The organism is Longimycelium tulufanense (assembly GCF_014645795.1).
Lineage (GTDB): Bacteria > Actinomycetota > Actinomycetes > Mycobacteriales > Pseudonocardiaceae > Longimycelium > Longimycelium tulufanense.
On record NZ_BMMK01000011.1, the window covers coordinates 155,927 to 178,582 of the forward strand.

32 protein-coding genes are annotated in these 22,656 nt (G+C 61.1%); all 32 read right to left on the reverse strand.

Going from position 1 to position 22,656, the window contains the following annotated elements; genetic code table 11:
• Positions 1–58: 58 nt before the first annotated feature.
• The 32 genes from IEY55_RS13820 to IEY55_RS13970 all read right to left on the reverse strand — a co-directional run bounded on the left by IEY55_RS13820 (position 59) and on the right by IEY55_RS13970 (position 22,656).
• The gene (locus IEY55_RS13820) at positions 59–2,620 is read right to left on the reverse strand and encodes a phage major capsid protein (RefSeq protein ID WP_189057767.1); all 2,562 of its coding nucleotides are present in this window, start codon (positions 2,618–2,620) and stop codon (positions 59–61) included.
• Positions 2,621–2,642: 22 nt separating this feature from the next.
• Positions 2,643–4,097: a phage portal protein gene (locus IEY55_RS13825; RefSeq protein WP_189057769.1), complete on the reverse strand. Its 1,455-nt coding sequence runs from the start codon at positions 4,095–4,097 to the stop codon at positions 2,643–2,645.
• 313 nt (positions 4,098–4,410) lie between these two features.
• Positions 4,411–5,886 (reverse strand): terminase large subunit domain-containing protein, encoded by a 1,476-nt coding sequence (locus tag IEY55_RS13830; protein WP_229686349.1) that lies wholly within the window; start codon positions 5,884–5,886, stop codon positions 4,411–4,413.
• An 80-nt stretch (positions 5,887–5,966) separates the two neighbouring features.
• Entirely contained in the window at positions 5,967–6,350 is a 384-nt protein-coding gene (locus IEY55_RS13835; RefSeq protein ID WP_189057773.1) for a hypothetical protein, read from the reverse strand.
• Positions 6,343–7,377: a hypothetical protein gene (locus IEY55_RS13840; protein ID WP_189057775.1), complete on the reverse strand. Its 1,035-nt coding sequence runs from the start codon at positions 7,375–7,377 to the stop codon at positions 6,343–6,345. Before IEY55_RS13840 ends, IEY55_RS13835 begins: the two co-directional genes overlap by 8 nt.
• 19 nt (positions 7,378–7,396) lie before the next feature.
• The gene (locus tag IEY55_RS13845; RefSeq protein WP_189057777.1) at positions 7,397–7,684 is read right to left on the reverse strand and encodes a phage fiber-tail adaptor protein; all 288 of its coding nucleotides are present in this window, start codon (positions 7,682–7,684) and stop codon (positions 7,397–7,399) included.
• An 8-nt stretch (positions 7,685–7,692) separates the two neighbouring features.
• A complete protein-coding gene (locus tag IEY55_RS13850; protein WP_189057779.1) occupies positions 7,693–7,851 on the reverse strand; it encodes a hypothetical protein in 159 nt (52 codons plus the stop codon).
• Between the two features lie 11 nt (positions 7,852–7,862).
• Positions 7,863–8,261, reverse strand: a complete 399-nt coding sequence (locus tag IEY55_RS13855; protein ID WP_189057780.1) for a hypothetical protein — start codon at positions 8,259–8,261, stop codon at positions 7,863–7,865.
• 969 nt (positions 8,262–9,230) lie between these two features.
• Positions 9,231–10,427 carry a hypothetical protein gene (locus IEY55_RS13860; RefSeq protein WP_189057782.1) on the reverse strand — a complete coding sequence of 399 codons (1,197 nt, stop codon included), beginning with the start codon at positions 10,425–10,427 and terminating at the stop codon, positions 9,231–9,233.
• A gap of 286 nt (positions 10,428–10,713) precedes the next feature.
• Complete coding sequence (locus IEY55_RS13865; protein WP_189057784.1) at positions 10,714–10,953, reverse strand: hypothetical protein; 240 nt, start codon at positions 10,951–10,953, stop codon at positions 10,714–10,716.
• 267 nt (positions 10,954–11,220) lie between these two features.
• Positions 11,221–11,541: a hypothetical protein gene (locus tag IEY55_RS13870; RefSeq protein ID WP_189057786.1), complete on the reverse strand. Its 321-nt coding sequence runs from the start codon at positions 11,539–11,541 to the stop codon at positions 11,221–11,223.
• Between the two features lie 113 nt (positions 11,542–11,654).
• Entirely contained in the window at positions 11,655–12,296 is a 642-nt protein-coding gene (locus tag IEY55_RS13875; RefSeq protein ID WP_189057788.1) for a DUF7341 domain-containing protein, read from the reverse strand.
• 336 nt (positions 12,297–12,632) lie between these two features.
• Positions 12,633–13,043, reverse strand: coding sequence for a RusA family crossover junction endodeoxyribonuclease (locus IEY55_RS13880; protein ID WP_189057790.1), 411 nt, complete (start codon positions 13,041–13,043; stop codon positions 12,633–12,635).
• A gap of 377 nt (positions 13,044–13,420) precedes the next feature.
• The gene (locus tag IEY55_RS13885) at positions 13,421–14,977 is read right to left on the reverse strand and encodes an AAA family ATPase (RefSeq protein ID WP_189057792.1); all 1,557 of its coding nucleotides are present in this window, start codon (positions 14,975–14,977) and stop codon (positions 13,421–13,423) included.
• The gene (locus tag IEY55_RS13890) at positions 14,967–15,107 is read right to left on the reverse strand and encodes a hypothetical protein (protein ID WP_189057794.1); all 141 of its coding nucleotides are present in this window, start codon (positions 15,105–15,107) and stop codon (positions 14,967–14,969) included. Before IEY55_RS13890 ends, IEY55_RS13885 begins: the two co-directional genes overlap by 11 nt.
• A gap of 249 nt (positions 15,108–15,356) precedes the next feature.
• Positions 15,357–16,022, reverse strand: coding sequence for a C1 family peptidase (locus IEY55_RS13895; protein WP_189057796.1), 666 nt, complete (start codon positions 16,020–16,022; stop codon positions 15,357–15,359).
• Positions 16,019–16,798, reverse strand: coding sequence for a hypothetical protein (locus tag IEY55_RS13900; RefSeq protein WP_189057798.1), 780 nt, complete (start codon positions 16,796–16,798; stop codon positions 16,019–16,021). The genes IEY55_RS13895 and IEY55_RS13900 overlap by 4 nt, the downstream gene beginning before the upstream one ends.
• On the reverse strand, positions 16,795–17,523 hold the full coding sequence (locus IEY55_RS13905; RefSeq protein WP_229686350.1) for a hypothetical protein: 729 nt from the start codon (positions 17,521–17,523) through the stop codon (positions 16,795–16,797). The genes IEY55_RS13900 and IEY55_RS13905 overlap by 4 nt, the downstream gene beginning before the upstream one ends.
• Positions 17,524–17,632: 109 nt before the next feature.
• Entirely contained in the window at positions 17,633–17,854 is a 222-nt protein-coding gene (locus tag IEY55_RS13910) for a hypothetical protein (protein WP_189057802.1), read from the reverse strand.
• Positions 17,851–17,988 carry a hypothetical protein gene (locus IEY55_RS13915; protein WP_189057804.1) on the reverse strand — a complete coding sequence of 46 codons (138 nt, stop codon included), beginning with the start codon at positions 17,986–17,988 and terminating at the stop codon, positions 17,851–17,853. The genes IEY55_RS13910 and IEY55_RS13915 overlap by 4 nt, the downstream gene beginning before the upstream one ends.
• A gap of 11 nt (positions 17,989–17,999) precedes the next feature.
• A complete protein-coding gene (locus IEY55_RS13920; RefSeq protein WP_189057806.1) occupies positions 18,000–18,368 on the reverse strand; it encodes a hypothetical protein in 369 nt (122 codons plus the stop codon).
• Positions 18,365–18,511: a hypothetical protein gene (locus IEY55_RS13925; RefSeq protein WP_189057808.1), complete on the reverse strand. Its 147-nt coding sequence runs from the start codon at positions 18,509–18,511 to the stop codon at positions 18,365–18,367. The genes IEY55_RS13920 and IEY55_RS13925 overlap by 4 nt, the downstream gene beginning before the upstream one ends.
• Entirely contained in the window at positions 18,508–19,059 is a 552-nt protein-coding gene (locus IEY55_RS13930; protein ID WP_189057810.1) for a deoxynucleotide monophosphate kinase family protein, read from the reverse strand. Before IEY55_RS13930 ends, IEY55_RS13925 begins: the two co-directional genes overlap by 4 nt.
• A gap of 190 nt (positions 19,060–19,249) precedes the next feature.
• Entirely contained in the window at positions 19,250–19,606 is a 357-nt protein-coding gene (locus IEY55_RS13935) for a hypothetical protein (protein ID WP_189057811.1), read from the reverse strand.
• On the reverse strand, positions 19,603–19,902 hold the full coding sequence (locus tag IEY55_RS13940; RefSeq protein WP_189057813.1) for a hypothetical protein: 300 nt from the start codon (positions 19,900–19,902) through the stop codon (positions 19,603–19,605). Before IEY55_RS13940 ends, IEY55_RS13935 begins: the two co-directional genes overlap by 4 nt.
• Complete coding sequence (locus IEY55_RS13945) at positions 19,899–20,120, reverse strand: hypothetical protein (RefSeq protein ID WP_189057815.1); 222 nt, start codon at positions 20,118–20,120, stop codon at positions 19,899–19,901. Before IEY55_RS13945 ends, IEY55_RS13940 begins: the two co-directional genes overlap by 4 nt.
• Positions 20,121–20,187: 67 nt before the next feature.
• Positions 20,188–20,856, reverse strand: coding sequence for a bifunctional DNA primase/polymerase (locus IEY55_RS13950; protein WP_189057817.1), 669 nt, complete (start codon positions 20,854–20,856; stop codon positions 20,188–20,190).
• Positions 20,857–21,124: 268 nt separating this feature from the next.
• Positions 21,125–21,316: a hypothetical protein gene (locus tag IEY55_RS13955; RefSeq protein WP_189057819.1), complete on the reverse strand. Its 192-nt coding sequence runs from the start codon at positions 21,314–21,316 to the stop codon at positions 21,125–21,127.
• Complete coding sequence (locus tag IEY55_RS13960; RefSeq protein ID WP_189057820.1) at positions 21,316–21,465, reverse strand: hypothetical protein; 150 nt, start codon at positions 21,463–21,465, stop codon at positions 21,316–21,318. The genes IEY55_RS13955 and IEY55_RS13960 overlap by 1 nt, the downstream gene beginning before the upstream one ends.
• Positions 21,466–21,583: 118 nt before the next feature.
• The gene (locus IEY55_RS13965) at positions 21,584–22,006 is read right to left on the reverse strand and encodes a hypothetical protein (RefSeq protein ID WP_189057822.1); all 423 of its coding nucleotides are present in this window, start codon (positions 22,004–22,006) and stop codon (positions 21,584–21,586) included.
• A gap of 120 nt (positions 22,007–22,126) precedes the next feature.
• Entirely contained in the window at positions 22,127–22,324 is a 198-nt protein-coding gene (locus tag IEY55_RS33210) for an FDXHR family putative zinc-binding protein (protein ID WP_444543290.1), read from the reverse strand.
• Between the two features lie 2 nt (positions 22,325–22,326).
• The gene (locus tag IEY55_RS13970) at positions 22,327–22,656 is read right to left on the reverse strand and encodes a hypothetical protein (RefSeq protein WP_189057824.1); all 330 of its coding nucleotides are present in this window, start codon (positions 22,654–22,656) and stop codon (positions 22,327–22,329) included.

Genomic DNA, 22,656 nt, shown 5'->3' on the forward strand with positions numbered 1-22,656 from the left:
GCCAACACACCGGAAAGCACCTACCCCGCCCATGCGGGCGGATCAGCGCTTCAGGGAATTAGGCGGACGCCTCCAGAACGCGGAAAGCGTTGTCCACCAGAATCTTCGAGGAGTTACGCCACATCGCGTAGATGCCCCGCTTGCCCACCGGACGGCGGTTCACGCCGAACAGGTGCGGAACCAACTCGACCGACATACCAACACGGTCCACGATCAGGAACTGCTGGAAGTCGCCGAACAGCAGATACCGGCTACCCGCCGTAGACACATCGGTCGTCATCTCGGTGGACTCCAGCGCCGGATAGCCGATCAGCTCGCCAGGCTGGCCAGCGCCCAACCTGACCCACAAGTCCGCACCGCCCTGGGTGTCAAACTGGCGGATCTTGTTGTAGGTCGCCTTGTTAGCCAGGAACGCTGCCCGTGCACGGAACCGTGCACCCAGTGCCTCTTCCAGGGCGTAGAGGTCAGACACCGTGAACGCCGGACCGGCGGCAACCTCACTGGACGCGGCCAGTGTGTTCACGACACCACTCGGGTTCTCACCCAGGCCGTCACCGGTCACAAACGCGGCGGCCTCCTCCGTTTCCTTGGCGTCATTCAACATCATCGTCAGTTCGGACCGCAGCGCAGCCCAGTCCTGATCAATTTCTTGGGTCAGCTCAACGAAGGCGTGAACCTTCTTCGCGCGCACCGTAGGCTGGGCGATTGTCGGCGAATTATCGGTAGCCTCGGCACTTTCAGCGGCACGGGACACCGTGATGCCCGCGGACGTGATGCCCTGCCACTCCTTGCCGACGATCTGGACCTGGCGTGCCACGCGGCGAAGCGGGTTCACTACGCCGTCCGAAGTGAGAATCACACTCGGGTCCAGCATGAACGGAACAGCGAAACCGCCCTCTGCGTCCACACCAAGTGAGAGGGCACGGTCTTCCTCGGAGGTCAGGCCGCGTCCGCCGTTGCGGACGGCCTTGAAGAAGGCGCGCTCGTACTGCGGCGACCCGGTGGTGAGGATTCGGCGAGCCAGGTTGCCCTGTTCGTCATCCACGCTGCACAGCAAACGCTCAAGGCGTTCCTGCGCCTTCGCGCGGTCCACGCCGTTGCCGTAGCTCTTGACCTGCTCCGCGGCACGCATCGCGTTGTCGCGGTAGAGCTGGGCCACCTCATCCATCGACCGGGCCATGTTGCGGATCTCGGTCAGGTCATAGATGTTGTCCGGGCGCCTCACGCTCTTGCGGCCGGTGTCCGATCCGCGAAGGGTACGACCCTGCTCGCCGTCGCCCGCGAGCGAACGCAGGCGCTCACGGCGAACATTCGCCGCTTCGATGGCGCGCTCGTGCGCGTCAAACTCCTCGTCCAGTTCACCCCACTCGCGCTGGATGTCCTCGGGCAGCTCGGCGCCGCTGTATTCCTGGTCGATCTCAGCGAGCCGCGCCTTAATCTCGCTCTTGCGCGCCTCTCGCTCCTCGACCGTCATCCTGTCGTCAGCCATCGGTGGCTGTTCCTTTCGTGACGCCGGCTTGGCGGCCGGCTGCTTCTCGGGAGGTGCCGAGGTGCCCCGATGGGCGGCGTCGACGGATGCGGGTTCTGCGGGCGTGTTCTCCGAGGTGCCCCTTTCGGGAACGGCGTCGGAGGCTTCTTCTGGATCAGTGGACTTGGTGTCGTCAGACTTGGACGAGGACATGCCCGCCAGGGACAGCAGAGACTCCGGTGGATCCTCGTTCAAGTCATTCCGGTAGTGGCTCACTAGCTTGCGGGCCGCGGCGCGCACCTTCTCTGGCGATACGCCCTCAACCTGTCCTATGCGTTGGGCAGCGGCGTGCACACCATTGCGGTTCAAAGTGCCGTCCGGTTCGCGAACAGGAAGCTTGTAATCTTCCTTGTTGTCCGACTGCGAGCCCTTAACGGCGATGAGCGTCGCGCGGCGCCACTGCTCAATCGTGTAATCCGCCTGGCTAAACTGACTCCAAGGCTTGTCCGAAACCCGGGTCTCCTCGTCGGCCGCAGCGGTTCGGGCGTACTCGGCGGCAATCGCCTTGCGGTCCTCCTCGGTCAGCGACCGGACACCAACGGTGGTGCTGGTGTAGGCGGGATGAACTACAGGACCAAGCTCGAATAGTTGAACTTCCTTAATGGTGCGCTGCAATGGTCCTCGGTCACCTGGATGCCACAGAAGTTCGTCGATCTCGTTGCCCTTCAGCAACTTGCCGACATTGTCGCGCCACTCATCACGTGTAACGCGAAACCGGAAGGACATCCCCTTGATGGCCCTGCCCTCGATCGCCTGACGAATCGGTTCAACAACAGGGTTGTCGAACAAGCGAGCTTGAACGGAAAGCCCTCGATCGTCCTCGCTCAGCTTCTGAAACGAACCAATGGGCACAGTACCGGTTCTCGGGTCCTTACCGTGGTCAAACTGTAGAACCGGTTCGCCTTCACGCAGTGTCTTGCGGAACGCACCCCTGGCGATAGTCTCGACAAAGCGGCCTTCCCAGCTATCTATCTCCGTTGGCTCGTCAAAAACCGCAGCGTATCCTTCGAGCGTTCTACCGTCTCCGTGCTGCTTGTCATCTGTGGCTTCAAACTCGAAAGCCCGCGTGAGGAGTCGTGCAGGCGTAGACATACTTCCTCCTTGCGGGCGTTTCTTATTCGGCGTCGTCAACCGGAGACGCGTCGTCGGTACCCGCTTTGACCCGCAATCTGCTCAGGTCTCCCGACGTGACCGCGTCAACAATCGAGTCAAAGTCGTACTTGTCGCTGGATGCCAGCTTGCTGATCGCATCTGCATGCTTCGCCAAAATCTCAGCCGCGAAACCAGCCTTGTTGTCCTCGGCATCAACAGGAGGCCGCATCTGCACAGACACATTGTTTGTGTGCTTCCCGCGCAACCTAGCCAGATCGAAGTTCATGACCGCGTCGACTGAGGCGTCCGGTTCGTAGCCGGACATGATGCCCTGGTTGAGGGCACTCAACTGGGTGCGCAGAATCTCCGCGCGATCCGTCTCGTCCTCGCGCAGGAATGCGATATCAGATGTGTCGTACCACAGATGCGCGCCTTCCGGCGGTCGAACCAGAGTTTCGAGGCTCGCGGCAGCCATCCGCCACAACGGGCGGATCGTTCCGTCAGCGAACCGACGACGAGCGGCCGAGAAGTTCCCGGCGTTCAACGCCGATCCCTGAAGCCCCTCACTGAAACCCACCCAGCTCGACGGCACCCCAGCAGCAGCCGCGATCCTCGACTCACCCTTACCGATCGACTGCGTGAACTCTAGTTGCTTGAAATCGTGGGTTAGTGGCGTGACGTCAATACCGCCGTAGAGGAAGAGCGGCTGATAGGCGTTGAGTGCTCCCTTGTGTGTGGCGTTGAACTTCTCAACAAACTTGTTGAAGTCGTCTTTGCTGGTTTCTGGGCTGAACTTCACCGCCATGTTGGGAACTGCGGCGTTCTCCAGAAACTTCTTCTTGTGGATCGTAGACTGCGAGTCCGCCTCGATCTCCCTAGCCACAGGTGTCAACCACGACATGCCCACAAAGTTGAACTCTGGATCAGGAATCGGCGAGTAGTGGCACACCTCTTCCGGAAACAGAATCTCGCCTTCCGTCACGTCCGATACTTGCGGCCCAAGAAGGTTAGGTACCTGCAACCCCGTAGGGTTATAGACGTAGGCGAGGATGCGTGCACGCAAGTCGAACGGCGAAGACCGCTCGGATGGTGGCAAATCCTCTTCGCCGGGAACACCGACAACGATCGTGACCCAGTCTGGACGCAGACGCTTGATCTCGCCACCGCGGATCGTGAAGTACGCGTTGCCGGCAAGGCTTGCGTCCTGCTCCATGCGGGCCAGCAGTTCACCGGTGGTACCGTTACGCCAAGGCCGCTCCAGGATACGCAAGCTTTGGTTACCGAACAATTCAGTGGGTCGGCCACCCTCGAAGCGACGCCAACGAAACCGAGCCTCGCTGAACACCATTTGTCGCGCGGCGATACACGAAAAGATCGGCCCGTTGCCCTTGAACGCGCCATGCACATATGACAAGAAGTCTGTACTGATCAGCTCGCGGTCAGAGACGAGTGTGGGACCGGTGAACAGATCCCACAAGGATGTTGTGAACCCTCGTGCCTCAGTATTATGAGAGTATGTGCGGACAGGTCGGCCTTGTGAGATGAACACGACTCACCTCACGTTCCCGTCCGCTGAATGTAGTCGACGTCCTTAATAAGGACGATGAGCTCTCCGTCAAGCTTGGGTGGATCACTATCGACGGTCTCGACGTGCAACGCCTCTACGTTGCGCAGAACCAGGGCGTGAGAATCTGCGTCCATGAGTACGCCGCGGAAGGTGGCCCGGGACTTGAGAGACACCACTACTGTCTCGCGAAGCCGGGCGCGCAACACTCGATTCAACAGGCTGCCTACCTTCCCATTGGGGCGCCCCACGCGAAATCAACTTCCGTCGGGGGATTCGTTACTGCCTTCATGGCGCCCCAGTACGCCAAGGTGGCGGCAACAAGAGGAGAAATGTCGACGTTGGTGTTGACGCGATCCCATGCCCACAGTCCGCCAACATGGCGCTTGTCGGCACCGGAAACCGCGCTCGTCAACGTCGCCTGGCCGAGATGTGCGAGCGTGGGAACTGGTCGGCGTGTGGCCGCGTAGAACGAGCCACAGGCTTGGGCGTAGTCACGCAACGTCGGTGTCAGTATCTTGATCTTCTTGGCTTCCAGCTCGTCAACAAACGATCCCGCAGGAGTGGCCTTGTCGATCGCCACGCCATGGGCTTGGTGCTGTTGACACAACTCAACCAGGCGCGGAATGACCCAATTGTCACCCCGTTTGTGGTCCACGGGTGGCCCGGTGATCTCGACGTGCACCACGGGTGGGCAGTCACATGCGCCAGGCCGGCAGTCGTCGGTGTGCGCCTGGTCCCCGTTGAGGCCAGCAACGACAATGCACGAATGTGAGCGGGACGGGGTAACGTCGGCAGCGAACACGACGGGGAACTGTGGGGCTGATACTTCGTTGAGGCACGACTGCCAGTGCTCCTCGCTGATGACGCGCCACGCCTCGCCCTCAACCGGCCAGTCACCGACGCCCAGCAACTCGCGCTTGAACGACTCCTCGTCCATAGAGGGGCGTTCAACTAGTTCGATGTGCTCGACGGTGACCCGATAGCCAAGTCCAGGATTGGCCTTAGCGTACGACTCGACGTCATACACAGGATCATGATCGGCACAGTCGGGCGGGCAAAAGTCCGTGCACGGATCGATTGACCATTCCGCGTACATCAGGCGTGGCTCGCCACCCTTGAGTGCGCGAGAACGTACCCGGCCAAACTGGACTGAATCCTTGTCGCCCGCGCTACCCGTGTAGACAAGCTGCGGATTGGGCGCCGCACGCATCGTGGGCATCGAGGCCCGCACCTGAATCGGCGACAGCACCATCGCCTCATCGAAGATCAGGCGGTCCACTTCAGCGAAACCACGAAGACCGCTCTTGGTGCGTGTCGCGAAACGGATCTTCTGTCCGTTGCGGAGGATGACACCCTCTTTGCCGTTGCCTTTGGGCGCCCGCAAAACCTTCTTCTTCAGCTCCGGATTGCTGTCGATCCTGCCGCACAGACGCTCAAAAGCTTCTTCGGCCGTTTTGAACTCGTGTGCAGTGTGAACGATGAACTTCTCACCCAGTAGGAACAGTCCCAACAGCTCCAACGCTTCGAGCACAGTTCCCTTACCGTTCTGGCGGGACACCATGATGCCGACCTCAGCAGCGGCGTATTTCGGCATCCGCAGCCCGAACAGCGGGTGATCGTAGTAGTCATCCGACTCTGCAAGCGCCTCCTGCACCAAAAACGCCTGCCAAGGGTCGAGCTGAACCCCGACAGAGTCCAAGAACTCCAGGCACTCACTACCCGCGGGGCGGACACGCTGCGTGGGAGCAGTGAAGATCCTCGGCTGCTGGTGTCCGAATATCACGCGCCGGCCTTCGGCTTACGGCCTCCACCGGGTCGACGCGAACCAGACCTACGAGGCGAAGACTTCCCAGAGAACGGGTCACCCTCGGCCACCTCACCGACGACCAGGCCCCGTTTCAACCGCTTAGCCAACAGCTCATCCTGCGTGCTCTGCGTAGTCGTGTCCGGGATCGCGTCCAGTGAGTCGAGAACGCCGCGTAGCTGGTTCACCATCGACGCGAGACCACTCATGCCGACTTCGCCCTTGCACCGTCGACACAGGCCGGCGCTGTCCCGCATAGCACCCGTGATATGGGTGATCGCGTCGGCCAGTTCGTCGCGCAGCGCCTCCAGGGCACGGCGTCTGTCACCGGACGCGATCTCGTCACGCAGTTCAGGCATGTCTATCCTTGGGGACGACGTACACACGGTTCTCCGCCGGAACCACCACGCGCCGCGTTTCGGCAGGCACAGCGAACGTTCTGTCCTCAGCCGGAACAACAATCGTGCGCGGGCTAGGGACGATCTTCGTGCCCTCGAACGACGACGAAGCCGCCGGAGCAGTGGCAGACAGGCTGCCCGTCGCAGCAATCGTCTGGGCCGTGCCAGACATCGACGCGTTGGCGGCCGGGGCTGTTGTGTCCAGCGTGCCAGCCGTGGGGATCTCGCCCTCGAACGCGGCAGTTGCGGCCGGTGCCGTTGGTGACAGATCGCCGGCAACAGTGACCTCACCAGACGCAGACGAGGTTGCCGCCGGGGCGGTCGAGGCGAGATCGCCAGCAACAATGACGGCGCCAGACATCGAGGAGCTAGCGGCCGGTGCTGTGGCATCCAGCGTGCCCGTAGCATCGGTGACGGCCGGCAGCTCGATCAGGCCGCTACCGTTGACCGTCGACGTGTTGGTGTTCGACACCGAATGGTCGCCCGCTGGCGCGTCCAACCGATAGAACGTCGACGCACGCATGTTGCCGGCGCCGTGCTCTTCGGTCACCGAACCATCAGCCGGTGCGGTGTAGTTCGTCGGCGTGTTATGAGTCGACGCCGCACCAGTCGTGTTCCAGCTAGAGAACACGTCCAGCAGCGTCGAACCCGCGGTAACACCGGTCAAAGTCCCGGTGTCACCGCTCGCGGCGCTAACCTGGTTCCACGTAGCCGGGATGCGTGCATTGCGGAACGCGATCGAGACTGTAGCGTTCGTGTCAGTGGTCGTCCACGACGTTCCCTCGCCAGCCGCCTCCTTGACGAGGACGGTAATACTCGACGAGGTCAGGTCCCGTGTAAAAACCTGCGCGAACCCGGTTCCCGTCGACCCGCCGGTATCCTGCCGGTAGCAGAAGACGAGACAGATATCCCCGTCCTGAACGCCCGTGGGAACAGTGGCAGAGTTGTCTGTTGTCGTGTTAGCAGCACCGACGAACGTGGTAGCCAAGGAGGATCATCCTCCCTCGCTATCTCTGTTCGATGGTGATAGAGATGCTGCGCTCCGCGGTAATGCCGTTCGACGTTGTGATCTTGTTGGAAACGCGGTACGTAAACCCGGTAACCCCACCCGAGAGCTGCACCGTTGCCGTAGTGGCGTCATTGGTCTCCGAGTCGACGTTAATACCCGCAGGCCCAGTCACCTTCATCTTTGAGGTTGTGATCGTCTCGTCGACGGCGAGGTACTCTTCGCCCCAGTCGAACACGTAAGTCAAAACCTCGTCCGGATCTTTGATGAAGCTGCCCAAGTCAGACATCAGCAGACCTAAACGTCGTCCTGGTCCTCGACCGGTCGAACGCGCACCTCGAAGACGTCTGAGGACTCCGCGCCATAGCGGGCGATCAGGGCAGGCGCGATAATGAACTCACCGCATGACAGGGGAGCGCGCACTCGGTCGCGCGGGTCAGGGGTCCACGTACTCATAGCCTAAACTCCTAAAATGCCAGGTGGCCGGAAACGCTATACGTAATACTGCCCGAACCCGCGTGCGTCACAGAGATGCGCACAACAGAAGGCAGCGGCTCAGAAGCAGCGACGTTAGCTGTCCCAGTAATGCCGGGTCGCACGCGGAGCACCGTCGTACCAGCAGCAGTCAGCGATGCCGACGTCAAAATGTCCCAGGTCTTACCGCTTGCCACGCGGTCTACACCCTGAAGCTTCACAATGATGTCCGCCGTCAAGTCAGCGGCCGTCACATCCACAACCACAACCAGACCAGATGCGCGCCCAAGACCCTCAAACTCCATCGTGTCAGGCGACGCGGTACGCGCCTCCGACGGCAGCACCACGAACGAACGCGTACCGCTACGCAGGTCTGTGATCACGTTAGCCATAGCTCATCCCTGCTCATGGCCGACACGGCCTCTGACCTGCGGCTATACAACGACCAACATCAACTGCGAAGTGCTCAAAACAGAGAGAGAAAAAAGGAAGAGGGCGGGGTCTTCCTGCCGCTCACTCAAACGGGCTAAAGGGTACCCCCCTAGGTCCCCTAAGCGGAGGATATATCCCTATCCTGCTCTCCTGTTCCTTCCTAAGAACATCGATAGCTTCGTAGGAACAGGACACCAGATGCCATATCGTATGTGGTGTTACCAAATCCTGCTATTCTTCGGATTGATGACTTCTTCTGGAGGCTTAATGCCACGAGACACATTGCATCTACGATGCGCTTCACGGGCGTTCGCCATATCCAGCGGATCACCACCACGGGACAGCGGCACTGCGTGGTCCAGGGACCAGGACCATGGGTGGGTCCAGTGCAGACTCAGGTCTATTGGTTTTGAGCACAGCCAACAGATGTTGAAACCTTCGAGCTTAAGCTGTCGTTTCAAGCGTTCAAATGGACGACCAGAGCGACCACGTCTGTCTGTCATAGCAACAACCAATCAGGAGTACACACAGGTGACTCATGATGTGTCTGCATCTACTACCCATGAACGTCGGTGCTCAGGGCGGTGCTGTGCACGTAGTCCGTAAGCAGCGTGGCCCGCAATAACAAGAGTGTCCCCCAAAAGGAAGCTACCCCTAAGCAGAGAAGTGGGCCGTGCTGTTTGAGTCCCCCGAATGTTGCAGATCGTTCCCCTTGTTGCTCAGTCGCAACAGGTAAACGATCTGCTCCTCGTCGGTTTGGAACATCGGGCGCTCCAGCAGAAGCCTGCATCGAGCATCCGCCCAGTACGCACGTAGGCTATCCGACTTGAAACACCCTGAGTCAATCCAGTGCGGGGGGATGCGTACGATCGCCTCCCGAAGACCCAACCGCTCAACGTGTTCTCTCAACTGCTCAGCACTCAGGTACATCACAGCACCTTCAGACCGTCCCAGCCCGATTCATCGACGGTGAACACCAGCAGTCCGGGATCTGAGTCTTCCCCCCTGTTGAGCCGATACCAGTCCGACCCATTGTCGATCGTGGGTGCTTGTATCCACCACCGGGAGCGGCCAGTGTGTTGCGATCTCCCAACAGGCTGCACCCGAAGATGATGGAAATGCCCTGTCAACAACAGGTCGGCATCTGCGGCCGGTTGTCCACCGAGCGCCTGTCCAGCCCACCACTGCGGGATGCGCTCGGGACGGGTGACCTGGTGGCCGTGTGTCACGGCGAGAATGGTTCCGTGCACGTCCAGTGCGATGGTCTCTTGCCACATGTCCGGGACGACGAACGACACGTGTCCGAAGACGTCGGGATTGAGGCTGAACGCGTCGGCGACGGCGGTCAGAGTCTCCAGGCCGTAGTCGTCGCCAGGTCGACCAAGTCGATCCTTGCCCCGTCGCCACTGTCCATGGTTGCTCGGCACACCGGCACACACGACGCGAGAGTGGCGGGCTGCAAGCCGCGTCGCCGCCTCGGTGAAGAGCCGTCTCGCCAGCCGCAACTGCTCGGGGAACGACAGATCATTGGTGAACGACTGCTGTGGCGTGTTCTCAAACGATTCGACACAGTCACCGCAGTCGATCAGATAGGCCGAGTCGCAGGGATTCTGCTTGGTGTACTCGTCCAGTGCGTCGAGCTTGGCCAGGATCCGGTCAACAAGCTTTTCGCTGCCGCCACGAGATCCCACCTTGCCGACCTGTAGGTCTGCATACGCCACAACGAGAGCACGACCCGTACCGGCTGCTCTGGGTGTCTGCTTACGCCTGGTGGCCTTGACGACCTTGACGATATCGTTGACGTCGAGGGTGGCGGAGGTACCAGAATCCCGATCCTCGATGGCGAAGCGACAGTAGACCGACGGCGACCCAGGGTCTCCCCAGAATCTTACCTGGGTCAAAACGACGCGTTTGTCTGACGGGATCGTCAGGTTGGGAACTACGCGTTGGATCTCGTCGCGCCAGTGCTGCTCATCCTCGGGAATTTCGTCGAGCTGGACAGTGACTTCTACCGGCCCGGTCGCGTCATACCTGACACCGGGTTCAAACCCCTTGGGTGCTGAAGCCCGCGGCCGTTTCGCATCAGGCTGCGTAGGCTGCGAAAGCCGGTCAGCGAGATTACCCATGCGAGGGACTGGCCTTCATGCGACTCTGGTAGTGCTCTTTATTCTGATGCTCACAGGAGCACTCTCCGCGTCGATGCCGGCGAACCGTTGCCGCCCGCATGTCGTAGCCTTCTGCCTGCAAGGCTTCTGCGATGTTCCGCGACGTGTAACGCTCGTCTGCGAGAGCGGTGTCTAGTGCCTTCCTGTCGGCGCCTTCAAGTCTGCCGAGCAAGAGACCGAACGTGCATTGCGACCTAGGACGCTTTGTTGGCTCACGGAGCCTGTCCGCAAGGGACATACAGAAACCTCACCAAGGGAGGGGGTTCGACAACGTCATCGTGCCGAACAACATGTGAATCCACAGCCATGTCATGAACACACCCATGACGATGCGGCGCCATGACAGGCCGTTAGATTTGCCCTTACCGGGGCGGCGGTTCTTCGCGGTCATCCATTCGCGGATGCGCTGGAAACTCCACGCATGTTCGCTCAGTGTCTCGTTGTTGCCCTTGAGTAGCGCGTGTCCTTCGAGAACGACGAAGGCCATACCCCAAACGATCCAGCCCCACGTGTTGAGGTCCAAATCCCAAGGACTAGACATGCTCAACCTTCCATGTACCGCTCTAGCTGCGCGAGTAGTCGACGCTTTTCTACTAGCTGCTCAACGGCGATGTCCCACTTGCGAGCATCTATCGCGGCGTTGAGTCGAAACTCTGTGGCGTCAAGTGCGCGGCTAAGTTCGTCGAGCGCGGTGAAGGACTCGGGACGTTCTTCACGTCTCTTCCGCCACGCCGGCATCGTGCGCACCGACATTTCACTCGTCGTCTTCCTCGTCGTCGTCGAGCGAATCCAGGTCCTCATCGACGCTGACAGGGAAGTCGAGTCTGTTGTCGTCCTCCAACTGCATTAGATATGCGCGCAACATGCTCTCTGCTGACCACTCGCTCATGCCGACGGTGGCGGGGATGCACAACAGAGATCCTTGCGGAGTGAGCACCTGTATCACACCGGTCATGCCAACGACGCGTAGGCGGTCGTCGATCTCGGCCTTGGCGAGCGCTTCATGGACGATGTCGACAGGAGGCTTCTTGGCGGCTTCAGGCTCGGGGCGGTGTTTCTGGGTCTTCTTCGCCATGGTTCACCGCCTTTCCGGATGGCCCCGGGGGCAGGATTTGAACCTGCATCGTGCGGGCGGAAGACACACGTCTGGTGGGGCAGTTGCCAGTATCGGTCATGTCGGGCCACGTTTCAACCTCCTTCCTCGGAATGTGACAGATCCCACTCGAATTTGATTCCGAGGACTGTGGCCAGGTGTCGAAAGTGCGTCTGCGGCCACCGGTACTTACACGCCAAACAGATGCAACCATCTGGCGACAAGGACAACGCGGCCACACGAACAGCCTCCCCCGATGAATCAGGCCGATACACAGTCCGCACCCCGCAGGCCGGGCACGGAGCCACCAGTTCCAGTGGCCGGGGCGGGTCAAGAAAGCCTCCGATGGACTTCACCCAACCGGCCGTTGTCGAGGCGACCCAGGACACGGTGTCAGGCTCGGCGCATCGACACGCCTCGACCTGGACGTGCGCCAATTGGTCCTCGATGCGGATGATGCCGCGGTAGTCCCACCGAGTAGCCATGTCCCACGCGCCTGAGCGGACCGTTTGGAGCAGGTCTACGGCGTCGAGGTTGAGTGGTGCGGCGACGCCGCTGGATCGCCGGCCGTGGGGGTCTCGGCCGTTGTAGACGGCCTGCCTGAGCTGATTCAGCAGGCTCGGCACAAGGTAAGTTGCGGTGCTCCCGTCGTCATGCTCGATGACACTTTCACCGGGCTCGATCAAACGGCCGATTGAGACCCTGATTTCGTCATAGAGCCGCCCAAGGTCAGTCATGACCCCAGCACCTCGTCTTCAGCCCGATCGGCCGTCTCTGACAGCCTCAGGGCCAATTCACGGGCCTGCGGGGGCGTGAGCACGTCAGCGACCATTCCGACCGACACCCACACGCGGCATACATCCCCATCACGCGGGTGCAGGAGATGTACGCGCCAGTCCTTCACGAGGTCACCTCGCCAGCAATCACCGCATTGCAGGTCAGACACACGTACAGGCGCATCTGCGTCCGCTTACCATCCTCACCCAGACGCTGCATCTTGACACCTTCGAGGCATGTGTAAAGGCCGAGGGGAGCGAGATCCGAATGCGCACATCCAGACAGCCCGGGGAAGTTCATCGCAGCTCACCAACAATCACATGACAACCGCTGGCATCGTGGTTTCGCACCAGCATCTTTGACACCGATAGGGACGCCACCTGTGAGTCGTCGGCCCACAGCCCGGCCGACCCAACAGCGTCGAGAACGGCGCGAACCAACTTGTCGAGGTCGGGCCGCTTCACATGCCACGCGTCGCCGCGTCGGGCAGTGGACGGCCTGGGCATCAGAAACTCGATCCGCGCCCACAGGGGTACGCCCCTGGCCCAGCCGCTTTGGCCATCCATGGCGTTGAGTACGGCTTCTCGCACGTCCTGACGCCAGGGTTTGACGTGTTTCGACGATTCGACCATGACGCCGTTGCCGACGTGCCGCTTAGAACCCTGCGGAGCGGGCCTGCCGGGCACGAAAACGTCGACGGTGTTCACCGGGCCACGTCCTGGTCGGCTCTAGCCGAGTTGGCTCGCATGGCGCCGTTCTCGATGATGCTGGCCAACTCGAAGGCTTCGTCGATGGTCATGCATGTAATCCGAAGTTCTTGGTTGTCGATGAGGCAGAGCAGCCGTTGGTTGTAGGAGTGCCGAACTAGTTCAAACCTGTCCATGGTGGTTAGGTCACCCTTCCCTACTCTTGTGTTAAGTAGATGCGCCTCAGTGTGTCCCTGTGAGGAGGAGAGGAGAAGAGAGAATATATATATCTACCTGGTCTTTTATTCTCTTCACCTCTCCTCAACACTGAGGCAAAGAATCACTCTCTGTGACAGCGACTACTGTCTGTTTCCATTTGCTTCACTTCCCTCAACGCCTCACTCCCAGTACTGAGGAGGTGGAGGAGCTTCGACCTTGATCGGGATGCGCCATATGCGAGATGGCCCGGTTCCGGAAGAGACTGATTCGAGCCCCAGTCGTGCCGCAGCGCGTTCGATTGTTGACTTAGAGTGCCCTTCCGTGTAGGCGGCCTTGAGGACGTCCCGCTTCGTTGCGCTTCCGCCGTTGTTAGGCATCGACAGGTAGTCGATGAGGAAGGTGGCGGCTTCCTTGAGGGCGGACTTCCCGACCAGTCCGCTGGCTACCGCGTCGTGCATGATGTCGGATGCCGTGATGTCGGCCTTGCCCTCCCACTGGATCTTCGATGTGGTGATGGGTCTACCGCCATCTGTGACCCCCGGCACAACAACTTCGGCTGTTCGGTAGCGGTATGACGAGAGGTCCATGCGGCCTTTGTTGTTCTTCTCCTGTGACAGGATGGCTGTGCCCTCCTGGTCAGGGTCGAGAACGGCGCCGAGGATGGCCCTGGCGACGTTGCCCAGCTCGACGGATCCCATCATCGCTTCGACGATGTTCGTGGACTGTGCTTTGCGGAGGTGGGCGAGTCCGACGATGGCGACGCCGGTGTCTTCGGCCATGCCCCGGACGCGTTCGAGGGCGGCGCGCATCTCCTTCTGGTCGTTGTTCTTGGCCGTGAGGTTGCTGGATAGGGGGTCGATGAATACGGCGACCGCCCCGGTGTGTTGGATGGCGTCGCGGATGAGTGCGCAGTCCGCGGGGAGCATGACGCGGTCCCAGGTGTCGCCTTCACGGACGCGTACCGGGTGTACGCGGTCGAGGTCGGTGTTGAGTTTGTTTCCGGCAACGAGGAGGCGCGGCACGATGGTGCTGGCGAGGTCGTCTTCGTTGTAGACGTAGAGCACGTCTCGGGGTGTGTTTTCGTGTTCGCCTTCCATCGTGCCGGTGGTAATCCATGCGCACCATTCGGCGAGTAGCGTGGATTTGCCGATGCCGCCTCGTCCGGCCAGTATGGTGAGTTCGCCGAGGGGGATGCGGTCTTGCCATAGCCATTTGGTGCGGCGCGGTGTGATGCTGCTGGCGCGGATGACGTGGAGACTTCGGCCACCTTCGGGGTTGGGGGTGCGGTTTTCCGCGGCCCCCGGTGATTCTGGGGCGTCGATGGTGTGTGCCGTGTGTGTATGCCTGCGTGGTTGCGGCTGCACCTCCTTGGGGCTGTTCAGGCCGGCGTCCCTGCCGCTGCGGATGGTGCGGCTGGCTTCGGTCACGCCTAGGCCACAGTGTGCGGCGGCGTTGAGTAGTGCCGTCTCCACTTCGTCGCCGGTGAGATGGCCAGCCGTGACGTACTTGCTGTACATGCGGAAGGCGGCCTTGTTTAGCGCGTCGTTGCGGGCGCCCTCGGATGTGCTGGCGACGATTGCGGCCTCGTTCTCCAGGGCCACGAGGGCGTAGCGGCGCATGTCGGTGTCGGTTGCCGTCGCCGTTGGCGGTGCGCCGTTGACGATTGGCGAGGACGCCGACGGCGCCGGCCTCAGATCAGGCGGCAGGCGTTGGATGAAGGGGTGCTCAGTGGTCACGGCGTCGCATCCGTCGCAGCAGCGAGACCGGCCGCATCAGGACCGCGATCCACTGCGCTAGTTTGTCCTCGAACACGATGACAACAGTGCCGATCAAGCTGAGGGCCAGCAATAGCCATAGTGCCGTCACTTCTACTCCTCTATGTCCATGTGCGTCTCGATCTAGCACACAGCACCACAGGGTAGTGGGTTATCGGGGCGATAAACTACCCTGGCGACGACAGCACCCGACGCTGGATCTGTGATCGTGACTTCTGAAGCTTTGGTGTTCGACTTGTATGTCTTGACCGTGAGGGGTGGTGTTCGTGCACCTGTTTTTATGTTGGCGCGGATGATGTGTTGGTTGACGTGGATGATGGTTTTCATAGTTTGTGGCTTTCTAGGCGCTCACGTCGGTTGCTACGCATGCTTCCCCATCCTGGGCGAGAAGTCGTTTTAGGTCATCCACGTGGATGAACGCCTGCCCGTTGTTGCCGTAGTCGGGTCCCCAGGAGTTTTGCCACACGATGAGGTCACCATTCGGGGCGTCTGGTACGTACCCGGTGGCGAGGAGGGCGTGTCCGCCGACGATGTGGCCGGTGACGTCGACCATGCCGTCCTTGTCGGTCTGGTACATGCCGCTGTACCAGGGGAGTCCGAGCACGACGGGACCTTGTGCCACAAGGGCGTCGATGACGTCGTCGACGCTGAACGCCCAGTAGTAGGACTTGATGAGCCCTAGCGCTTGGCAAGACTTCGCCCCGGCGAGGAGTGAGGCGCCTTCAGGGAAGTCGTTGCCCATGAGTCTGTCTTCGCTTCGTGCTGCTTGATACAGCATTCGGGCGTAGTTGTCGCTGACGTTGACGGGCACGGGTGTGCAGCCGAGTTCGTGTGCCCAGGCGAACCCCACACAGGCGCCTTCACGGCCTTGGTCAAGTGGCGGTGTCCACGGCACCCACGCTGTGGGTTTGCGTTTGACGGGGCGTGTGGCGAGTAGTCGACGCACGCCGTAGTTGCGGCTTCGTTCGTCGAAGCAGGGAATGCGGTCCAGCTTCGGATGTGTCATGCGCTCCTCGCACCCCAATCGGTAGGTGTCGCGTATGTGGCTTTGATCCGGTTGACGTGCACAACTGTCCAGCCCAGTCGCTTAGCTATTTCGTGGGAGCTGAGACCGTAACCAGCGAGGTGCTTGACTTCTTCGTACAATTCTGCGGATGGGGTTCGGCCGCTGTCGCGTTCTACGCCTTGCGGTGTCGCGTTCGGGTCGTCGATGGTGTCGTCATCCCATGCGAGCGGCGGCGCGTATCCGAGGTGGCGTGCTTTGCCTGCTGCGCCGCCGGATGGTCCAGGGGTGTGTGATAGTTCGTCGTAGACGCGGGCGACACGGAGGTGGATGTTGTAGGACATGCCGCCTCGGCTGATGACGGTGCGTAGGGTGCGAACTTTGATGCCGGCTCGTCGTGCTACTTCCTCGGTGGTCCATCCCATCCGCATGAGCGCGCGAACACGTCGCTGGGTGCCGATGTGGCTCACCGGTCGATGCGACGCACGCGGCACGAGCGGTACGGCGAGAAGGGCACGTTCGGTCTCTGCTTTCACGTGCCGCTTCGGTCTAGTGTCAAGATGGTGTGCGACCCAGGCAGAGATACCAGCGGCTTCTGCTATCTGTTCATAGGTCCAGCCCAGCGCACGAAGTTGACGCACGTGCGCACGTGCGGATTCGGCATCTCGGTAGCCGTATTCGCCGTACAGCAGTCGCTTCCGGTAGTGTCTTTTGCAGTAGCCGCGCGTGTAGATACCCGCCGGCTTGGTGCAGCCAGACTGTTGACACAGGTGCATCACGCCGCCCCCTTCTGTTGGCCTTGACGTTGGCGTGCTTTTGCGCGCATCAACGCGCGCTCCGCCGAGTCGGTGTCCATCCCGAGGCGTCCGCCGATAGCGGCGTAGTTGAGTCCGGCGCGATCTAGGGCGAGTAGGGCAGCGTCGCGTTCAGCGCGGGACGGCCTGAGGCCCTGGTGTTGTCCCATGATGAGCCGTGACACCACGCAACCGTCGACGTAGCTGTGTGGTTTGGGGGCGGGTTTGTTCGCTATCCCCCGAGGTTTCGCCTTGGGGTCGTCGATGGTGTCATCGTCCCAGGCCATCGGGGACGGGTAGCCGAGGACGCGTGCCGTTTTGGCGGTGTTGGGGTTGTCCCCTGGTGTGCCGGACAACTCTTCGTACACCTGTGCTACGAGTGAGGCTGTGCGGTAGGAGACGATGCCTCGGCTGGCGCCGCGTATGGTGGCTAGTGTGCTTCCGCATCGTTGCGCGATGGTGTGCGCTGACCATCCGACACGCATGAGTGCGTGGAGTCGACGCACGGTGCCGACGGGGTTGTGGTGTTGACGTTCGGCGGCGCCGGGCACGAGCGGCAGCGCGAGGATGGCACGAGCGGTTTCTTTGCGTGTATGCCGCGGTTTGCCTTCGAGTATTTTGATGACGTGGCTTTCGGTGGTGTTGGCGGCCTTGGCAATGTGGATCGCGGACCATCCGAGACGGTAGAGCGCCTGGACGTGTTGTCGCACGGGTTGAACGGGGTAGAAGCGGAACGCCCCGGCGTGCTGCAACACGGCGTAGTGTGAGGAGCACAGGCCGCGTGACCGCACTGGCCGGTTGCAGTGGGGGCGGGAGCATTCAGTCATTTCTGCTCCTCATGTTGGGCATGCCTACGGAGCAGCACGGCGACGATGTGGGATCCCCGCATTGGTGTGAGTCGGCTTCGGTGACCATTTCGCCGAGGGTTTGCGCGTAGCCGCTCCAGTCGGTGACGACGTAGGCGTTGTTGCCGCAGCGCCGGCAGCGGAGGAACGCGCCGACGCGCAGGCCGGCTATCTCAAAGTCGTCGTAGTCTGTCATCGGTCGTCCCCGGGCGGTGTCTGTCTGTTGTAGAGGTCTGCGTGTTCGCGGCGTAGGTGGTCGAAGAAGTCGTTGAGGTTTTCGACAAGGTCGCCGCACACGTCGCACCGTTCCATGCCTATCAGCCTCCGCATGATTTCGATTCTCAGCCAGGGTTGCATGCTGACCAGTCCTCTAGCGCCGCGTTGAAGGCGCGGTCATCGAAGAGGCGCGCGACGAGTAGTTTTCCGCAGACGATGCCGTGGAAGGGGATGCCGTAGTGATTGAGGTACGCTTCGATGAGTTCGTAGTCGGCCCACGGACGCGCGGTGAAGATCCAGATTTTTCGTCCGTCGTCGACAAGCCGCTGGATCTTTTTGACGTTGTCCCAGATCGGTTCGAGGGGCTGGAAGTCCGGGGGGCCGCTGTTGTTGCAGATGGTGCCGTCAAAGTCGACGCCATCCCACAGCAGTTCTGACCGCGTCGGCGGTGGGCTGAATCTCCGTCGCGGCCTAAAGGGTGCGCGGGTGGTCATGCTTCTGTCTCCTGCTGCCGTTGCAGGCCGTTTCCGTCGCAGTCGGGGCAGTCGTTGACAGTGGCGACACCGTTGGGTGTGACGTGGATGTCAACGCCACTGCCGAGGCAGCTTTGGCAGAGCTGCACACAGTCGTAGTTCATCGCATCTCCATGTACGCGCGGAAAACTGACCACTTGAGGTCTTCCAGGCTGCCGTCGTTGCGGATGTGCCGGTCGAAAGGCCACTCGTCCATGGCGGTTTCGGAAGGATGGTTGTTGACTGGTCCGTAGCCGGGGCGTTCGACGCGCCACACTTCGCCATCAAGGTCTTTGATGCGCGCGGCTTCGTTGGGGAAGCGCACATCGGTGACAACGACACCTGCATGAGAGGAGCAATACTCGCGATAGTCGGGTAGCGCGGCGTTTACCCATGCGTCTTCGCCGAGATGCTCGCGTATGGCTTCGGTGCCGAGGCGTTGCAGGAAGCGGCGAACGTCTTCGATCTTCTTGGCCTCTTCCCAGCCTTTTGTTTCGACCAATTGCCGCAAGTTGGAATGCCAGTAGTCGAAGCAGATGTCAGGGTTGATCGCTAGCGCCACCTCGCGCACCTTGTCGGCGAACGACACACGCTCGAATACGGCGTGTTCGATAAGGATGCTGCCGACGGTGTCTTTGCCGACTTGGGCATAGCCAGACAGTCCGATGATCACCTGGTAGACTCCAGTTTCCACTGAAAGCTGTGAGGGTCATTTCGTCCTGTGCCGCATGCGCAGCAGTGTCGCCAAGGGCTTCCTGCTGCCGTGTACCAGCCGTCGCAGTGGTGGTTGCCGCCATGGTGGCAGTTTGCGTCTCGCCAGCACGGGTAGTCGGCAGGGTCATATGCCGCGTGTGGCAGTGGTTTCACGCGTCTACCTCCGGTCGGGCGAGGATGCGGTATTTGGCTACGTGGTTGTCGGAGTAGAACGTGGCGTAACCAGCCCGGCACCACACGTTGGATTTGACCTTGGTGTAGAAGTCGACGGCAGCGGCATCGACGTTGACGTCATCGTCTATCCGCACGGTCCCTACCGGATCGTCGATGGGGTCGGGTAGGAGGATTTCCCATGTCCAGCCACGTTCGCCCCAAACCCACGCGTCAAGGTCGACATTGTCGGCGTCGGCCTTGACAAAGAATTCGTTTCCCGAGAATTCTTCGACAACACCTTCGGTGATGCGAGCTGCACGCACCCTGTCACCGACCTTGGGCAGCTCGTTCACGCCTTCTTCCTTCGTTCGCGGAGTGCCTTGCTGACGGTGGCGACACTGGCGCCGGCAAGCAGACTGGTGAGGGCGTAGCGCCAGTCACCGAGCCATACCCATGCGGAGACGCCGAGGGTGTTAGCGGTGACGTTGACGGCGACGCTTACGCGGTCGAGTTGGGTGGGTTGCTTCGGCTTGTTCACGGTGATGCGTCCTCCTTGGTGGTAGTCGTTAAGAATGGGGCTGTGGTGGCGGACGAATTCCATGCCGCGTCGGATGTTGTCTTCGGGGGTTTCGCCCCAGGGCTGGGTCACGCCTGCACCTCGTATTCATATGCGACTTGTCCGCGTGCCCATGCGGTTGCGAACTCTTCGGCGGCTCGTTGCGCGCTTTCCTTGTCCATTGCGTAACCACTGGCCAGCCAGTGCATATGGTCGAGACCCCAATCTTTTTGCAAGCGCTCAGCGACGCGCCACCTGTACGTGTTCTTTTCGACGTGGTCTGTCGGCTCAAGCTTGATGAGGAATTTCACGCTGCCGTCACATTTCCAGTGATTTCCGACGACGGCTTCATCCGCCTCGGTAGCGGTGCCCCCTGCTTCATGCCTTCTTCCTTACCTTGATCTGATCGGACGGCCTGAAGCGCCACCGGTAGCGGCGGCCGTCGTACTCGTCGAGCACGGAGGGGGCGAGCACGACGTACCCGCCCCGGCCGCGGAAGTCGCAGCCCGGCAGTCGCTTCGACCAGTTCCCGCCTCCTGTGGGGAGGAGGAAAACGTGTAGCCCCCCGATGTGCCGCGGTGTTTCGGCGATGCCATGGGGGTCATAGACCTCGTCGGAGTGTTGGTGACGCCGGAGCTGGTACCACTGGTCTGCTCCTTCGTCGACGTCGAACACGTCGAACGTAATCCCCGTGGGCGTGCCGATGTTGTAGTTGGGGTTGCGTCGCCACCGCGCGGAGATGTGACGCAGGTCGGTGGTGGCGTCCTCGAATCCGTGCGGTGTGGCAGGTTCCTTCGTCCCAGGCTTGAGCGGAAACACGGGCCACCCGTAGTGCTGGGCGTAGTAGCAAGCGGCGGCCGCTAGCGCCGGTGGCGCGTTCCACTGCGCGTCGATTTCACGTTCGAGCCGCGCCGCATCGTCGTCATGCCCGTCGAGCACGGCGTTGTACCATGCTTGGCACTGTGGGTCGACGCAGTAGTCATGCTGCGAGATGTCCTCGCCGTTGGCGACTTTGCCGCAGTGGACGCACGTGCCGAAGATTCTCACCGTGCTTCCACCCAGACGTAATCGCGGTGAACGCTATGGCCGGTATAAAGAGCGGCTACCTTGCCGTCTTGGCATGTAACGATCGTTGGCACTCCGCTGTCGTCTTCGGCGGGTTGGATTGTTTTCACGCCGCCGAATTTGCCGCAGGCGTAGTTTAGTCGTTCAGCGCTGAGCCAGGAGTTTACGTATACAGGAGGCTCGTCGCATGCCACCGCTATCATAGCGGCAGCAAGTATCCCGACAGTGAGACCTGTCAAGCGAAGTCGCTTCACTCCGTCCCCCCGGCGTCGCGCAGTCGTTCCTCAAGAAGGAGTCGCGTTACCCACGCATCAGCCCAGCGGTCGGCGGCCTTCACGGCCAGTCGTGCGTTGACGTTGCGTAGAACGTCGATGGCGATACCCCAGAACGCCTCGCGGATGCGGCACCATTCGATGCGTAGCTTCAGGATGTGTTGCCGCATTACTTGTCCTCTCGTCCGCAGCGTTCGCAGAGCGCTGATGCGATGCGGCCGTTGGCGCACCACTTCAAGTAGATGACGTCATCGGAGAGGCACACGTCACACTGCCACTCGGCAGGGTCGTCCTCTTCCGCGTACGGTGGTGCTGTCATTGCATGTTTCCTTCACAAGAGCTGCGCGTGGTCACCGGGGACATTGGCGAAGTCCGCGCCCAGTCCTCGCCTAGCGCGATAGCCTCGGTCGTTGCCGCGAGGTCGACCACGGCGAGTCTTAAAACGGCGGCTCTTCCTGTGACGCGAGGTACGCGCGCGCCTTCTCCCTGTCCGCGTCAGTGGGGTCAGCGAGAATCCAGGGCGGCTTTTGCCCCTTACGCGCTTCGCCTTGCATGAGGCGGCCGAGGTTCATGCGGCCTTTGCCGACGTTCGACCGAAGCTGTCCCTGAAGCACCTTCGGGAAAATGAGGACGTCGGGGTAGCCTTCGGGCGCGTCGTCGCCGTCTAGAACGATGACGTCGGCGCGAATGGCTTCCTTTACGCCGTAGTTCTGGGTGTTGACTTCCTCGCGCGAAAGTGGCGCGATGAGGAGCAGTCGGCCGTTGTACTCGTTCCAGTCGATGCCCGACGCGCTGCCGGGTCCGTCGAATTGGTCGGTCACGGTTGTGCCTTTCTTGCCCTTGTGACCGACGTGCCACACGCGTAAGAGGTAGGGCGGTCTCAGCTTACTTGTTTCTGTTACATATCCAATAGAATAGGAGGAAGGCGATAGGAAACACGATAATGAAGCTGATTAGTGCGTCAACCATATCTGCCTGTCTCAGTAGGGGATGCGTTCCCAGACGCGGATTACCGGGTCGTAGGTGGCTCGTGCTCGGTTGCAGTCGGGTACGTGGTTTCGGTGCCAGTCCCAGTCTGCGACGGTGCGGAAGGTGCGTCGGCACGCGCAGCAGTGGGGGCTATCTGCGCCGTACCACCACTGCGCGCACCTGTCGCACGTCCCGCGAGACACCCGCATGGTTAGTGCTTGGGCTCGGGCTCGTACGCGTACAGCTCAAACACAAGAGCGCGGCCATCATCGCCGTCCCACTCAACGACTTCGATCCTGGCCTTCAGGCTCGTGCCGTGATCCCTGTTCAGTACACGCACGGCCTTGTGGATGAGCGCCCGCTGCTTCTTAACGTCTACGCCTTCCAGCCACGTGTAGCGCGGTGTGCCTGTTTCGAACGCGACCGCCACAACGTCAGTGAACGGGTTCGGCTGCGGCATCCGCCCGCGCCGCTTGACGGGCATCTGGCCGGGGCCGAGGTCGAGCGCAACGGCCTCGGTCATGTCCATCGTGGTTGTCAT